14 protein-coding genes are annotated in these 13,469 nt (G+C 68.0%); 1 reads left to right on the top strand and 13 read right to left on the bottom strand.

Features of this window, described 5'->3' with window-relative positions; all coding sequences use genetic code 11:
• Positions 1-64 precede the first annotated feature (64 nt).
• Both ASG69_RS07020 and ASG69_RS07015 read right to left on the bottom strand, forming a co-directional pair.
• The gene (locus tag ASG69_RS07020; protein WP_056442294.1) at positions 65-1,105 is read right to left on the bottom strand and encodes an NAD(P)-dependent alcohol dehydrogenase; all 1,041 of its coding nucleotides are present in this window, start codon (positions 1,103-1,105) and stop codon (positions 65-67) included.
• Positions 1,106-1,169: 64 nt separating this feature from the next.
• Entirely contained in the window at positions 1,170-1,430 is a 261-nt protein-coding gene (locus ASG69_RS07015) for a hypothetical protein (protein WP_027506312.1), read from the bottom strand.
• A gap of 104 nt (positions 1,431-1,534) precedes the next feature.
• On the opposite strand from ASG69_RS07015, the gene ASG69_RS07010 reads away from it, so the two are divergent.
• Positions 1,535-2,392, top strand: coding sequence for a class I SAM-dependent methyltransferase (locus ASG69_RS07010; RefSeq protein WP_235578874.1), 858 nt, complete (start codon positions 1,535-1,537; stop codon positions 2,390-2,392).
• Here ASG69_RS07010 and ASG69_RS07005 read toward each other — a convergent pair.
• The 11 genes from ASG69_RS07005 to aceA form a co-directional block, all read right to left on the bottom strand.
• Positions 2,365-2,946 carry a hypothetical protein gene (locus tag ASG69_RS07005; protein WP_056441535.1) on the bottom strand — a complete coding sequence of 194 codons (582 nt, stop codon included), beginning with the start codon at positions 2,944-2,946 and terminating at the stop codon, positions 2,365-2,367. The genes ASG69_RS07010 and ASG69_RS07005 overlap by 28 nt on opposite strands.
• Before the next feature lie 40 nt (positions 2,947-2,986).
• A complete protein-coding gene (locus ASG69_RS07000; RefSeq protein ID WP_056441533.1) occupies positions 2,987-3,937 on the bottom strand; it encodes an MlaD family protein in 951 nt (316 codons plus the stop codon).
• On the bottom strand, positions 3,934-4,974 hold the full coding sequence (locus ASG69_RS06995) for an MlaD family protein (RefSeq protein ID WP_056441530.1): 1,041 nt from the start codon (positions 4,972-4,974) through the stop codon (positions 3,934-3,936). Before ASG69_RS06995 ends, ASG69_RS07000 begins: the two co-directional genes overlap by 4 nt.
• On the bottom strand, positions 4,971-6,035 hold the full coding sequence (locus ASG69_RS06990) for an MCE family protein (protein WP_056441526.1): 1,065 nt from the start codon (positions 6,033-6,035) through the stop codon (positions 4,971-4,973). The genes ASG69_RS06995 and ASG69_RS06990 overlap by 4 nt, the downstream gene beginning before the upstream one ends.
• 1 nt (position 6,036) lies before the next feature.
• A complete protein-coding gene (locus ASG69_RS06985; RefSeq protein WP_156380447.1) occupies positions 6,037-7,017 on the bottom strand; it encodes an MlaD family protein in 981 nt (326 codons plus the stop codon).
• The gene (locus tag ASG69_RS06980) at positions 7,014-8,039 is read right to left on the bottom strand and encodes an MCE family protein (protein WP_235578873.1); all 1,026 of its coding nucleotides are present in this window, start codon (positions 8,037-8,039) and stop codon (positions 7,014-7,016) included. The genes ASG69_RS06985 and ASG69_RS06980 overlap by 4 nt, the downstream gene beginning before the upstream one ends.
• Positions 8,036-9,082 carry an MlaD family protein gene (locus ASG69_RS06975; RefSeq protein WP_056441520.1) on the bottom strand — a complete coding sequence of 349 codons (1,047 nt, stop codon included), beginning with the start codon at positions 9,080-9,082 and terminating at the stop codon, positions 8,036-8,038. Before ASG69_RS06975 ends, ASG69_RS06980 begins: the two co-directional genes overlap by 4 nt.
• A gap of 6 nt (positions 9,083-9,088) precedes the next feature.
• Positions 9,089-9,958 carry an MlaE family ABC transporter permease gene (locus ASG69_RS06970; protein WP_056441517.1) on the bottom strand — a complete coding sequence of 290 codons (870 nt, stop codon included), beginning with the start codon at positions 9,956-9,958 and terminating at the stop codon, positions 9,089-9,091.
• A 4-nt stretch (positions 9,959-9,962) separates the two neighbouring features.
• Entirely contained in the window at positions 9,963-10,766 is an 804-nt protein-coding gene (locus tag ASG69_RS06965) for an MlaE family ABC transporter permease (protein ID WP_051613460.1), read from the bottom strand.
• Between the two features lie 131 nt (positions 10,767-10,897).
• On the bottom strand, positions 10,898-11,782 hold the full coding sequence (locus tag ASG69_RS06960) for a 3-hydroxybutyryl-CoA dehydrogenase (RefSeq protein WP_082544301.1): 885 nt from the start codon (positions 11,780-11,782) through the stop codon (positions 10,898-10,900).
• Positions 11,783-11,942: 160 nt separating this feature from the next.
• A complete protein-coding gene (gene aceA / locus ASG69_RS06955; RefSeq protein WP_027506305.1) occupies positions 11,943-13,232 on the bottom strand; it encodes an isocitrate lyase in 1,290 nt (429 codons plus the stop codon).
• Positions 13,233-13,469: the final 237 nt, after the last annotated feature.

Here is a 13,469-nt window from a genome sequence, read left to right as displayed (position 1 = left end):
GGGCGCCGACCGCGAGGTCGGCGCCCGAAGGTGGTGTTCGCAGCTGTGGCGCTGCGCCTGTGGATCAGAGGGTGGCGGTGTCGATCACGAAGCGGTAGCGCACGTCCGACTTGACGACGCGGTCGTACGCCTCGTTGATCTGGTCGCCGGAGATGACCTCGATCTCGGCGCCGATGTGGTGCTCGGCGCAGAAGTCCAGCATCTCCTGGGTCTCGGCGATGCCGCCGACCATGGAGCCCGCGAACGAACGACGGTTCGCCAGCAGGTTGAAGGCCGGGACCTCGAGGGGCTTCTCGGGAACGCCCAACTCGACGAGCGTGCCGTTGCGGGCGAGCAGGCCGAGGTAGTCGCCCATCGGCAGGTTCGCGGAGACGGTGTTGAGGATGAGGTCGAACTTGCCGCGCAGGTCCTTCAGCGCGGTGGTGTCCTTCGTGGCGTAGTACTCGTCGGCTCCGAGTCGCTTGCCGTCCTCCTCCTTGCTCAGCGTCTGGCTGAGCACGGTGACGTGAGCGCCGAGCGCGTGGGCGATCTTGACGCCGACGTGGCCCAGTCCGCCCATGCCGATGATGGCGACCTTCTTGTCGGGGCCCGCGCCCCAGTGCTTCAGCGGCGAGTAGAGGGTGATGCCGGCGCACAGCAGCGGCGCGGCGACGTCGAGCTCGACGCCCTCGGGGATGCCCAGCACGAACTTCTCGGTGACGACGATCTGCGTCGAGTAGCCACCGTGGGTGAACTCACCCTCGTAGGTATTCGAGTTGTACGTCTGGACGACGCCCTTGGTGCAGTACTGCTCGTCGCCGTCCTTGCAGGCCTCACAGGTGCCGCAGGAGTCGACGAAGCAGCCGACGCCGACGCGATCGCCGACCTTGCGGCTGGTGACGTCGGAACCGACCTCGGCGACGATGCCGGCGATCTCGTGGCCGGGGACGACGGGGTACGTGGTGCCGCCCCACTCGTTGCGGGCGGTGTGGATGTCCGAGTGGCAGATACCGGCGAACTTGACGTCGATCAGGATGTCGTTCGGACCGAGCTCTCGTCGCTCGATGGTGGTCTTCTCGAGCGGTGCGTCGGGTGCGGTGGCGGCGTATGCGGTTGCTGTGGACATGTACACATGTCTACCCGTGCATCGTTGACTCGTAAACCATGTCCGGTTCGTCCCCGGCGACGGATCAGCGAGCGGTGGCCATCCGGTACCCGAGGAAGCCGAGGTACCCCGCGAGCGCGACGAGACCGACCTTGCGCGTGGCCGGGACGGCGATGGCGGTGCCGATCACGAGCTCCGACGCACCGTTGCGGTAGGTCCACGTACGAGTGTCCTTCGGGAACGCCGGCTCGGTGATCGAGCGGAAGGCGTCGGGCGCCACGAAGTGCGCGGCACCTGTTGCAGCGAGACCGATTCCAGCGATGGTGGGCACCGTGATCGAAGCCATGACGTGACGTCCTCCCCTGTACGCGAACGGGTCCGACCGGACCCCGTCGGTCACAGTAGCAACGTCCGCACCGCCGTGGGCGTGGTCGCGCTAGCGTGGTCGGTATGGCCGAGACACCCGCGGTACGGCGGACCCGAGAACTGCTCCGAACGGGTGTCGACGCGTCGTCGCCGATGCGCGGAGTGCTCGACGTCCGGGTGACGGACTCCACAGCGCGAGAGGCGTCCCCCGCCTCCGCATCGTCCGTCGCCGGGCGCCTGATGACCTTCTCCCCCCTCGCGGCCGTCTACGAACGCGCGTGGCGGCCTCTGTTCCGCCTGTGGATGGGCGCCGGCGGGCCCTCCGTGGAGGAACAGCGGGCCTACGCGGTGCGTGACCTCGGTCTCGTGTTCCCCGACGTGTCGGTCGTCCTGGACGTCGCGTGCGGACCCGGCAACTTCTCGCGATCGCTGGCCGAGGCCATGCTCACCGGAGCGCACGGTCGGCCTCTCGTGACCGGGCTCGACGTGTCGGAGCCTCTCGTGATCGGCCTGGACGCGTCGGAGCCGATGATCGCCCGCGCGTCGGCGGACACCGACGACGACGAGCACGTCGCCTACCTGCTCGGGGACGCGCGAGAGATCCCGTTCGAGGACGACGCCGTGGACGCGGTGTGCTGCTACGCCGCGCTGTACCTGGTGCCGGAGCCGTACCGGGTCCTCGACGAGATGATCCGGGTGCTGCGACCGGGCGGCCGCATCGCGCTCATGACGACGGTGCGGCGCGGCCCACAGCCGGTCGGGGCGGTCACCGCCGCGGCAGCGAGCACCGTGGGACTGGAGATGTTCCGACGCGACGACATCACCGACGTCCTGCGGGAACGCGGGGTCGAGCATGTGGAGCAGCGCATCCACGGCGCAGCCCAGTTCGTCACCGGGCGGCTGAGCCGCAGCGATCAGGACGTGCCGGTGTCGGCTCCGTAGTCCGAGACCAACCACTCGTCGCCGGTGTGCTCGACGGTCACCGTCAGAAGCGTCGGCACGGCACCGGGTTCGGGCTGCTGCAGGTTCTGCGTGGTCTGGGTCGCGAAGACCGACACCGTGTAGGTGTCGCCCTCCTTCGCCGTGACCGTCGCTGCGTTCACCCGACCCGACGCCACCACCTGCGAGTCGGTCATGATCTGCGTGAGCACCTCGCGCACACCGTCGAAGCGCTCACGCAGAGCATCGGTGGTGCCCTCCTCGACGCCCCCGAAGAAGCCGTCGATGTCCGTGTGGTCGTAGGTCAACGACCGCTCCGTGTACGCCCGCGCCGTGTTCTCGGCGGTGGCGCGGTCGGCATCGGCTCCGCGTTCCGCGGCCAGGGCGGAGTGGGCGGACTGCCACTGCACCCCTGCCACCACGGCAGCGACGGTCGCGAGCACGGCGACCGCGGTGGCGACGATCGCCACGAGGCGCGTCCGGGACGACACCGCGGGCACCGCCGTGTCCGGCGCCGCGTCGTCCTCGGCCGAGGTGGTGTCGAGTTCTGTTGTCATGATGGCCTTCTCGTCGTCCGTCTGATGCAGGAGGGGTACGTCAGTTGCCGGGCAGGGTCACGGCCACCCGAGCCGGTCCGCCGCGCGGGAAGACCTGCTCGAGCATCGTCACCAGGGCGCCGGCATCGACCCGGAGCGGGCGGATCGGCTGTGTGACCGGGCGCAGCACGGTGGCGATGAAGCCGAGGTCCGGCGACAACTGACTCAGGTACTCGTCGATCTTGGGCACCAACCGGGCCAGTTCGCCGTCCCACACGGTCTCGCCGACGTACGAGTAGTCCTGGTACGAACCGATCAGGTGGTCGAGACCTGCTCCGGAGGCGTTCAGTTCGGGAACCGCGTCCGCGAGCCGCGGGCCCAGCGCATCGGCGTACGCGTTCTCGCCGAGCACCTGCAGGTTGCGATACAGCCGCCGGATCTCGTCCTTCTTGTCGGCCAACGTGAGGGACAGCAGCCGCAGCACCTCGACGACGTTGTCGATGTCCGACTCCCGGCCCCGCGTGGCGGTGTCGACCGTGTCGACGATGCCGCCCAGCGCATCGGTGTCGATCTCGCGCGTGAGTGCCTCGGCGACCGCGAGGGTGTCGCTGACGCTGGGAGCGGCCGAGACGTCCGCCGCGTCCACCACGTCCCCGTCCGCCAGGTACGGCCCGGAGTCCGAGTGCGGACGGAAGTCGAGGAACTGTTCGCCCGCCGCGGAGAGATTCGAGACCCGCACCTCGGTGTCGACCGGAATCTTCTGCGCGGCATCCACTCTGACGACGGCACGGAGTCCACCGCCCTCGACGTCGATCCGCTCGACCCTGCCGATGGCGAATCCTCGCAACGTCACCTGAGAGGTGTCGATCAGGCCGCCGGACGTCGTGAGCGGCACGGTGATCTCGGCGTGGTCGCGTCGCGGATCGATGTCCAGGACGTTCAACGACAGGTATCCGACACCCAGCACGGCGACCGCCGCGAGCGCCGTCGCGGACAGGATCGAACCCCTCATCGCACGAATCCGATCGATCGCAGAACCTGAATCATCTCGTCGGCCCGATCGAGGCCGTCGGGCGCTTCTCCCGGCGTGTCGCCCGAGACGGAGGCGATGCGGACGTTCGGCGACGACGTGAAGAACGGCACCAGCTTCTCGCGCAGCAGGGCGTCCATGCGGGACGCCAGCATCGGCGCCGTCAGGTCGGCCGTGGCGAGAGTGCGGATCATGGGCTGCAGAGTGGCGATCACGTCGTGCAGATCTCCCGCCACCGGGTTGATCACGGCACCGATGTTGCGCGACATGTACCCCAGATCGATCAGCGCGTCTACCACGACCAGCAGGGCGTCCGCGAGTCCCGCGACACGTTCCGGACCACTCGTCAGGATGGTGTCGAGCGTGTCCGTCTTCTCGGCGAACGACCGGGTCACCGCCTCGGCGCCGCCCAGGATGCGGTCGAGCTCCGTCGTGTTGGTCGCCAGGTCCCGCAACGCCTCTCGGGCCTTGTCGTTGATCAGGTCGACCGTCGCCGGATCCGGCGGGATCGCCCGGTTGAACCGATCGATGGACCGTTGGAAGTCGACGATGTGCCCGCCGGCCACCACCTCGGAGAGCCCGCGCAGCACGTCTTCGACGTTGTCCGCCGGCGTCGTCCGCTCGAGCGGGATGACGTCGCCGTCCTGCAGGGTGGCACCCGAGGTGTCGGATCCGTCCTCCGGACGCTGCAACGCGACGTAGATCTCGCCCAGGATCGTGCCCTGGCGCAGTTCCGCTCGCGTGAGCGCCGGCAGTGCGACGGTGCGATCGACGTTCACGGCGGCGACGGCGGTCGAGCCGGTGAGGGTGACCGACTCCAGGAGCCCGACGTCCACACCGTCGAGGACCACCTTGGCCCGCGCCGGCAGATTCAGCACACTCGAGAACTCGATGTCGACCCGGTAGGTCGGGCCCGGAACGTAACTGCCCGGCACGGGCAGGTCGGCGATCGAGGCACCGCAGCCCGACGCCGTCACTGCCGCGGCCGCCACGGTCAGCGCCGCCAGGAGCCGCTTCACCGGGACCCTGCCGATCCGAGCACGAGCGGGACCAGATCGACGTTCACGGTGGACCCACCCGCGACGGGCACCGCGAACTGCGGAGGTGCGAACGTCAGCCGGGCGGCCTGCGTGTCGGGATCCTGGAGGGAGGCGAGCTGTTCCGTCTGCTTCGGCACCCGCGACAGGATGCTCGCGATGTCGCCGACTCTGCTGACGATGATCGCCACGATCGGGACGACGACGTCGAGCACGCGGTAGAGCGTGGGTGCGAACTTCGGCAGCGTCTTCTCGAGGACGGGGAGAAACTCGACCGTCAGGTCGATCGCCTGGGCGAACCGCTCCGAGAAGTCGCCCGCGGCCCCGAGCCCCTGCTTCAGGTTCTCGATCAGCAGGGTGATGTCCGGCCACCGGTCCACCAGGGTCGCCGTCAGCGTGTCGACGTTGTCGACCATGCGGCGCACCTGGGTGTCCTTGTTCGCCGGATTGCCGACCAGATCGGAGACCTGGGACAGCGCGGTCCCGAGTTGCTCCCCGCTGCCGTCGAGTGCGGTGTCGAGCGAGCGCAGGGTGTCGCCGAGAATCTCCTCGTCCGGCGGCCGCGGGTTGTCCGGATCGGTCGTCGACGTCGTTCCGAGAAGCTCCGCGCCGAGCTTGTTCACCGCCTCGAGGGTGTCGCTGATCCCGATGGGGGTGCGGGTGCGCTCGAGCGGGATGCACTCGTCGCGATCGAGGGGCACGCCGTCGCGATACGGCGTGGTCAGTTCGAGCCGGCGATCGGTGACGATGGAGTCCGACATCGTCACCGCACCCACGTCGGCCGGCAACGTGAGCGAGTCCTCGACGGACATCGTGACCCGGACGTGGTCGCCGCGAGGCTCGATGCCGGTCACCTCGCCCACGGGGATGCCGAGGAGCGTGACGTCGTTCCCCTCGTAGAGACCGACCGAATCGGTCATCTCGGCGCACAGATCCGAGCGCGGGGTCCCGACGAGCTGGGCTGCGGACGACGCCGCGGTCCCGGCGCCGACCAGGACGACGGCGGCGACGGCCACTGCCACCACCTTGCTGCGAGCGGCCACGTCAGCACACCTTTCCGGGAACCGGGACACACAGCGTCGATCCGGTGACGACGGCGGCACTGCGGTCGATGACGGGCCCGGCGCCGGTGTCGAGAAGGCCGGCCATGGACTCGGAGAACTCGCGGCCCGCGGAGATCGCGTCGTCGATGGACCCCGTGCGCTCCTTCAGCGACGCCACGAGATTCTCGACCTCGTCGATCGTGGGGCCGAGCCCCTCGTCGAGCGCCATGATCGGTCGGTGCAGGAGCGAGAACAGCCGGTAGAGCTTGTCGGCGGCCGCGGCGACGTCGGCGCGCTTCGCGCCCAGCTTGGAGGTGATGATGCCGATCTGCTTCAGCAGCCCCAGCAGGATCTCGCGATCGGTCGCCAGTTCGCCGATGTACTCGTCGGCCACGTCGAGGCTCCGGTCGAGATCGTCCTGGCGATCGGCGATCGCACCGGTCATGGACGTCAGGGTCGTGGTGATGTCACGGATCGACTCCGGCTGAGCCTGCACGGCCCGATCGATCTCGGCGATGTTCTGCCGCAACGACGTTCCGTCCAGATCGCGGAGGATCGGTGTCGCCGCCTCGACCGTGTCGGACAGCGAGAACGGCACGCGGGTGTGCTCGAGCGGGATCTCCCCGTCCTGCAGCTCTCCGGTACCGCCGGGAGTCAGCGAGAAGTAGTGGCCCCCCACCGGCGTCAGCAGGCGCACCCCGAGCGACGTCGCGTCGCCCAGTTCGACGTTCTCGTCCACCTCGAAGGCCACCTGGACGTGGTCGCCGTCCAGCTTCATCGACGTCACCGATCCCACCGAGATACCGGCGATGCGGACGTCGTCCCCGGCGTGCGCTCCGCCGGTCGTCTCGAATGCCGCTGTGTACGTGCGATGCCCGATGGGAAGCGAGTACACGACGACGGCGGCCACCACGGCGACGACGAGCGCGAGCACGCCCACGATTCCCCAGACGGTCTGGCTTCCCTGACGCACGGAGCTCATCGGCACACCACCAGGCGCTGGGTTCCGAGCACGACCGAGCCGATGCCGGGAATCTCGGTGTCGCCGGCCGAGCACGCGGAGACCTGCCCCTCGGGGGCGTTGCGCACCGTCTGGCCGACACCGCGCAGCAGACTGGGCACCATCGCGAGCAGGTCCACCAGTTGCTGAGCTCCCGGTACGAGCCGCCTGAACGCCGAATCCACCGGGCCATACTCGGAGTCGTAGGTGTCGCGCAACTGCTCTCCGATCGAGATGAACGGTCCCTGACCGGAATTGATGTCGTCGACGGACGAGAGCAGGGTGTCGGCCCTGTCGGCGAACGTCGACACCACGCGGTCGAGTTCGGCGAACAGTCGACCCAGTTGCTCCGAGCGCTCGGCCACCACACCGGAGATGGCGCCCAGGTTGCGGATGAGGAGCACGATGAGGTCCTCGCGCTGCGAGGCATAGGTGGTCAGCCCGTCCAGGTCGCGCAGGACCGGCCCGAGGCCCGACCCGTCGCCCTGCACGAGATCGAGTACGTTCTGCGCGAACCGGTTCACCTGGTCGGTGTCGATGGTCTCGAAGATGGGCTGGAACCCGTCGAAGAGCGTCGTGATGTCGAACGACGGCACGGTCATGTCGTCCGCCAGCGAGGACCCCGGTGCCAACTCGGATCCCGAGTCGTCGGTGCTGATGAGCTCGAGATACCGCTGACCCAGCAGGTTCTGGTAGCGCACAGCAGCTTTCGTGGTCGTGAGCACCGGCCGGTCGGAGTCGACCTCGAAGGACACCCTGGCCCGGTTCCCGTCGAGTTCGATGTCGTTCACCGACCCCACGAGCACGCCCGAGAGGCGGACGTCGTCACCGGCGTAGAGACCGGAGACGTCGTCGAAACGCGCGTCGAACGTCGACCGGTCGTCGCCGCCGCCGTTGTTCAGCGCGCCGCCCACGAGGACGAGACACAACACGGCCACGAGCGCGAACGCACCGAGCTTCACCAGGGTCGCCACCGGCGTCCCCACCACCGACGAGCGCGTCACAGCACACCGCCCAGTCGCGCCGCGAAGGCTTCCGCCGGACCGGCCATGGCGGGCATGTTCTTCACGATCACCTGAAGTTGCAGCTGGGTCCGGCCGTCGACGTTCGGGAAAGCGTCCTCGACGCCGGAGATCACGTCGGGCACACGCTGGTATGCCGGCGCGAGCGTTCCCGCCGAGAGCGCCACCGGCAGCAACACGTCCAGCAGGGTGTCGAGCAGCGGGCGGAGGTACGGACCGTTGTCGCGCAACAGATCTCCCAGTGGGATCGAGAGGCCGGATCCGAGTCCGGACATGGCCTTGATCGCCCGCGCACTGTTCTCCGGATTCTCGAAGTACTCACTGCTGGTGACGACCTGGTCGATCACGTCGGTGACCGGTCCGATGGAGGCGCCCAGCCCGTCCGCCAACTCACCACCGCGGTGCAGCTTCCAGGCGAGCGGCGCACGCTGGGTCTCGGCCATCATCTGCGCGGTGTCGAAGAAGGGCTTCAGGCTGTCGCCGAACTCCGACGACACGCGCGACGCCAGGTCGAGCACCCGCTCGGTGTTGTCCGCGTCCAGCACGTCGGTCAGATCGGCGAGTCGGCGGAAGACGCCGGTGACCGTCGCCGTCTCGGTGTCGTCGCCCAGCGCCAGGACGGTGTCCTCGCGCAGCGGGGATCCCTCTCCCTCCGAGTACAATTCGATGACCGTCGCTCCGAAGACCGTCGCGGAGGAGAACCGCGCGGTGACGTCGTCGGTCAGGACCGAGGCGACGGCCGGCTCGATGTGGGCGTGCACTCGCTGCGATCCGAACCCGAGCGGCTCGATCTCGTCGACACGGCCTATGGGGAGTCCGCGGTACTTGATGTCCGACCCGACCGCGAGGCCGTCACCGACGGCGGTGCTGTCGATCGTGAGATCGAAACGGGACTCGAAGTCACCGGTGGCGTACTTGCCGAGCACCACGCCGAGGACCACGAGCACGACGGCCACCACGAGGCCACGTACCCGGAGCGAGCGAGGGCCCGCGGATCTGCGGGACAGATCGTCGAAGACTGCCATGATCCCCTACCCCGAGATCCTGATGCCGACGTCGACTCCCCAGATGACCACGGTGAGGATCATGTCGAGGACGACGATGACGATGAGCGACGCGCGGATCGCGCGGCCAGACGCACGGCCGACACCCTCGGGTCCGCCCGTCGCGTAGTAGCCCTGGTAGCCGTGGATCATGATGACGGCGCCGACGAAGATGGTGGCCTTGAGCAGCGAGTACAGCAAATCCGACGGCTGCAGGAACGCCGAGAAGTAGTGGTCGTACGTCCCCGACGACTGATCGCCGAACGCGGCGACGATGAACGCACACGAGACGTAGCTCAGGATCAGCGTGAGCAGGTACAGCGGGATGATCGTGACCACGCCGGCGATGACGCGCGTGGTGACGACGAACGGGATCGAGCGGATCCCCACCACCTCGAGCGCGTCGATCTCCTCGGAGATGCGCATCGCACCGATCTCCGCCGTCATGCGGCATCCCGCCTGGGAGGCGAACCCGATCGCGGCGATCATCGGGGCGAGTTCCCGCGTGCTGGCGTAGGCCGAGATGAAGCCCGTGAGAGGACCCATGCCGACGAGATTCAGGGCGTTGTAACCCTCGATCCCGATGGACGACCCCACGGCCACGCCGAGGATGACCAGCACCGAGACGGTACCGCCGCCGACCACGAGATTACCGCTGCCCCAGGTGATGTCGGTGAGCACGATCATGGTCTGGCGCCGGTAGGCACGCAGGGTGTGCGGGATCGCGACGAGCACCTGCCACACGAAGGTGAGCTGATGCCCGAGGTGCTCGACCAGCCCGAGCGGTACGCGAGCGATGCGCTTGCCGCCGCGGACGAGCGGCGCGGTGCCGGGCGGGGTGTAGCGGGCGACGGTCATGGCGTCACCCGAGCCGCTGCGGAAGGAACATCGACACCAACTGGGTGGCGAGGACGTTGACGATGAAGGCCGACAGCACACCGACGACGACCGAGGCGTTCACCGCGTTCGCGACACCGCGAGGGCCCGACGTGGCCTCGAATCCGCGCTGGCACGCGACGAGAACCACGATGATGCCGAAGATCTCGGCCTTCACCATCGCGACGACCAGATCGGTGGTCGAGGCGAAGGACGCGAAGGAGGACAGGTAGCTGCCCGGCGTACCGCCCTGGAACCCGACGTTGACGACGTACCCGGACACCAGACCCATGAAGATGACCAGCGAGCACAGCAGCGGTGCGACGACGAGCATGGCGGCGAGCCGGGGAGTCGCGAGCCGACGCACCGGGTCGATGCCCATGACGCGCATCGCGTCGATCTCCTCGCGCACCGTGCGGGCACCGAGATCGGCCGCGATCGCGGATCCTGCTGCGCCGCCCAGCAACAGCGCGGTCACGATGGGCGCTCCCTGGCGGATGACTCCGAGGCCGCCCGCGGCGCCCGCGATGGACGTGGCACCGATCTGATTGGTCAGGCTGCCCACCTGGACCGAGACGATGACGCCGAACGGCACCGAGACGAGAACGGCGGGAAGCACGGTGACCGTGACCATGAACCACGCCTGGTCGAGGAACTCGCGCCAGGCGAAGCGCAGGCCCACCAGGTCCCGCACCAGGTGGCCGAACGCAGCGACCACGAGGTCGGCGAAACGACCCAGCGTGCGGGTGCCGGTGGTGACGCGGGAGACGAGCGGCATGCTGCGCGCCATGTCGATCCCCCCGTACGTCTCGAGTCAGTCGGACGCAGGTGGTGCGCCGCGCTGAAAACTAGCGCGGCAGAACGGGGATCGAGTCGGTTTCTCGGGAGTTCAGTGACGCCTGACAAACATCGGGCCCCGGACTAGGTCGCGATGCGACCGTTGACGTACTCGTAGAACCCGGCACTGGTCTTCTTGCCCAGCAGGCCGGCCTCGACCATGCGGAGCAGGAGAGGCGGCGGCGCGTACAGCGGTTCCTTGTACTCGGCGTACATCGAGTCGGCGATCGACTTCACGGTGTCGAGCCCGATGAGGTCCGACAGTGCGAGCGGGCCCATGGGATGCGCGAGGCCCAGCACCGTGGCCTTGTCGATGTCGTCGCGCGTGGCGAAGCCCGACTCGACCATGCGGATCGCCGAGAGGAGGTACGGCACCAGCAGAGCGTTGACGACGAAGCCGGACCTGTCCGCCGCGCGGACGACCTGCTTGCCGAGGACGTCCGCCGCGAAACGTTCCGCGCGTGCCAGGACGGCATCGGACGTCTTCAGCGACGAGATGAGTTCCACGAGAGGCAGAACCGGCACCGGGTTGAAGAAGTGCATGCCGATGACCCGCTCGGGGCGGGTCGTGGCCACGCCGAGCTTCATGATCGGGATCGACGAGGTGTTGGAGGCGAGCACCGCGTCGGGATCCGTGACCACCCTGTCGAGCTCGACGAAGAGGGCCGTCTTGATCCCCTCGTCCTCGAGCACGGCCTCGACGACGATCTCGCGATCGGCGAAGTCGGACAGCTGGGACGTGAAGGTCAACCGTGCGGCGGCCTGCTCACGTTCGCGCTCGGTGATCTTGCCGCTGCTGACGCCGCGGTCGAGCGACTTCAGGATGCGCGCCTTGCCCGCGGCAGCCAGTTCCCGTGTCTGCTCGAACACGATCACGTCGACGTGGGCGCGTGCGCACACCTCGGCGATTCCGGCCCCCATCTGTCCGGCGCCGACGATCCCGACACGTTCGATCTTGTCCACGGCCACGAAAACTCCTTCGAAATGGGACTCCCTGCGCGACAACGCGAGAGGGTGAGACGGGGGTAACTCTGCTCAGGCACGGGCGAAGCCCGCAGATACGAGACAGGCGGCCCGCAACGAAAGCTGCGAGCCGCCTGACTAGTGCGCAGAAAGCGCCGAGTGGGGGTTAATGAAACTGGCCCTCTTCGGTGGAGCCCTTCAGGGCTGCGGTCGACGTGTTGGGGTCGACGGTGGTGGCGATACGGTCGAAGTAGCCGGCGCCGACCTCACGCTGGTGCTTGATGGCGGTGAAGCCCCGCTCCTCGGCTGCCTTGAACTCGCGCTCCTGCAGGTCGACGAACGCCGTCATGCCCTCGCGGGCGTAGCCGTGCGCCAGATCGAACATGCCGTAGTTGAGCGAGTGGAAGCCGGCGAGGGTGATGAACTGGAACTTGAAGCCCATCGCGCCGAGCTCCTTCTGGAACTTCGCGATGGTCGCGTCGTCCAGGTGCGCCTTCCAGTTGAAGGAGGGCGAGCAGTTGTAGGCGAGCAGCTGGTCGGGGAACTCGCTGCGGACCGACTCGGAGAACTTCTTGGCGACCTCGAGATCCGGCACGCCGGTCTCCATCCAGATGAGGTCGGCGTACGGGGCGTAGGCCTTCGCACGGGCGATGCAGGGCTCGATGCCGTTCTTCACGCCGAAGAAGCCCTCGGCGGTGCGGGTTCCGTCCAGGAACTCCTGGTCGCGCTCGTCGACGTCCGAGGTGATCAGCGTGGCTGCCTCGGCGTCGGTGCGGGCGATGATGACGGACGGCACGTCGGCCACGTCCGACGCGAGACGCGCGGAGGTCAGGGTGCGGATGTGCTGCTGGGTGGGGATGAGCACCTTGCCACCGAGGTGGCCGCACTTCTTCTCCGAGGCGAGCTGGTCCTCCCAGTGCACGCCTGCGGCGCCGGCCGCGATCATGGCCTTCTGCAGCTCGTAGGCGTTGAGCGCGCCACCGAAGCCGGCCTCGGCGTCCGCGACGACGGGCGCGAGCCAGTTCTTCACGGACGAGTCACCCTCGACCTTGGCGATCTCGTCGGCGCGCAGAAGAGCGTTGTTGATGCGGCGCACGACGCTCGGAACCGAGTTGGCCGGGTAGAGGCTCTGGTCCGGGTAGGTGTGGCCGGAGAGGTTGGCATCACCGGCGACCTGCCAGCCGGAGAGGTAGATGGCCTGGAGGCCGGCGCGCACCTGCTGCACGGCCTGGTTGCCGGTGAGGGCGCCCAGCGAGTTGATGTAGTCCTCGTTGTTCACGAGATCCCAGAGGATCTCCGAGCCGCGACGCGCGAGCGTGGCTTCCTCCACGACGCTGCCCTGCAGGTCGGACACCTGCTGTGCGGTGAAGTTGCGGGTGACGCCCTTCCAGCGGGGATTGGTGTCCCAGTCCTTCTGGATCTCTTCCGTGGTCTTCGGTGTGCCGGTGGTCGACATCGAAAAGCTCCGTCTCTGTTGCGTCTGCGTCGGCAGCGTGCTCGTGCTTCGCAGGCTTGCCAGGCATATCGGATGTACGACCCCACGATGGCACAGAGAAAAAGTGGTGTCTACCTGCTGAGACTGTAAATCTACGCTAAGCAGTACGCGCGTTCTGCGAATATTGCGAAGAACATCGCGAGTGTCGTGGCGGCTCCGTACCCGTCAGTAACCTGATAACCGCAGTTCGGGAACGAA

The sequence above is a fragment of the Rhodococcus sp. Leaf225 genome, from assembly GCF_001426145.1.
In the GTDB taxonomy this organism is placed as follows: Bacteria; Actinomycetota; Actinomycetes; order Mycobacteriales; family Mycobacteriaceae; genus Rhodococcoides.
The sequence above is the reverse complement of the archived record's forward strand: the minus strand, read 5'-3'. Positions and strand labels throughout refer to the sequence as shown.

What these genes read in the sequence shown, in the direction of transcription:
- ASG69_RS06970 (WP_056441517.1), bottom strand. Translation starts at nt 9,958, where the DNA reads ATGACCGTCGCCCGCTACACCCCGCCCGGCACCGCGCCGCTCGTCCGC.
- ASG69_RS07015 (WP_027506312.1), bottom strand. Translation starts at nt 1,430, where the DNA reads ATGGCTTCGATCACGGTGCCCACCATCGCTGGAATCGGTCTCGCTGCA.
- ASG69_RS07020 (WP_056442294.1), bottom strand. Translation starts at nt 1,105, where the DNA reads ATGTCCACAGCAACCGCATACGCCGCCACCGCACCCGACGCACCGCTC.
- ASG69_RS07010 (WP_235578874.1), top strand. Translation starts at nt 1,535, where the DNA reads ATGGCCGAGACACCCGCGGTACGGCGGACCCGAGAACTGCTCCGAACG.
- ASG69_RS06965 (WP_051613460.1), bottom strand. Translation starts at nt 10,766, where the DNA reads ATGGCGCGCAGCATGCCGCTCGTCTCCCGCGTCACCACCGGCACCCGC.
- ASG69_RS06975 (WP_056441520.1), bottom strand. Translation starts at nt 9,082, where the DNA reads ATGGCAGTCTTCGACGATCTGTCCCGCAGATCCGCGGGCCCTCGCTCG.
- ASG69_RS06985 (WP_156380447.1), bottom strand. Translation starts at nt 7,017, where the DNA reads ATGAGCTCCGTGCGTCAGGGAAGCCAGACCGTCTGGGGAATCGTGGGC.
- ASG69_RS07005 (WP_056441535.1), bottom strand. Translation starts at nt 2,946, where the DNA reads ATGACAACAGAACTCGACACCACCTCGGCCGAGGACGACGCGGCGCCG.
- ASG69_RS07000 (WP_056441533.1), bottom strand. Translation starts at nt 3,937, where the DNA reads ATGAGGGGTTCGATCCTGTCCGCGACGGCGCTCGCGGCGGTCGCCGTG.
- aceA (WP_027506305.1), bottom strand. Translation starts at nt 13,232, where the DNA reads ATGTCGACCACCGGCACACCGAAGACCACGGAAGAGATCCAGAAGGAC.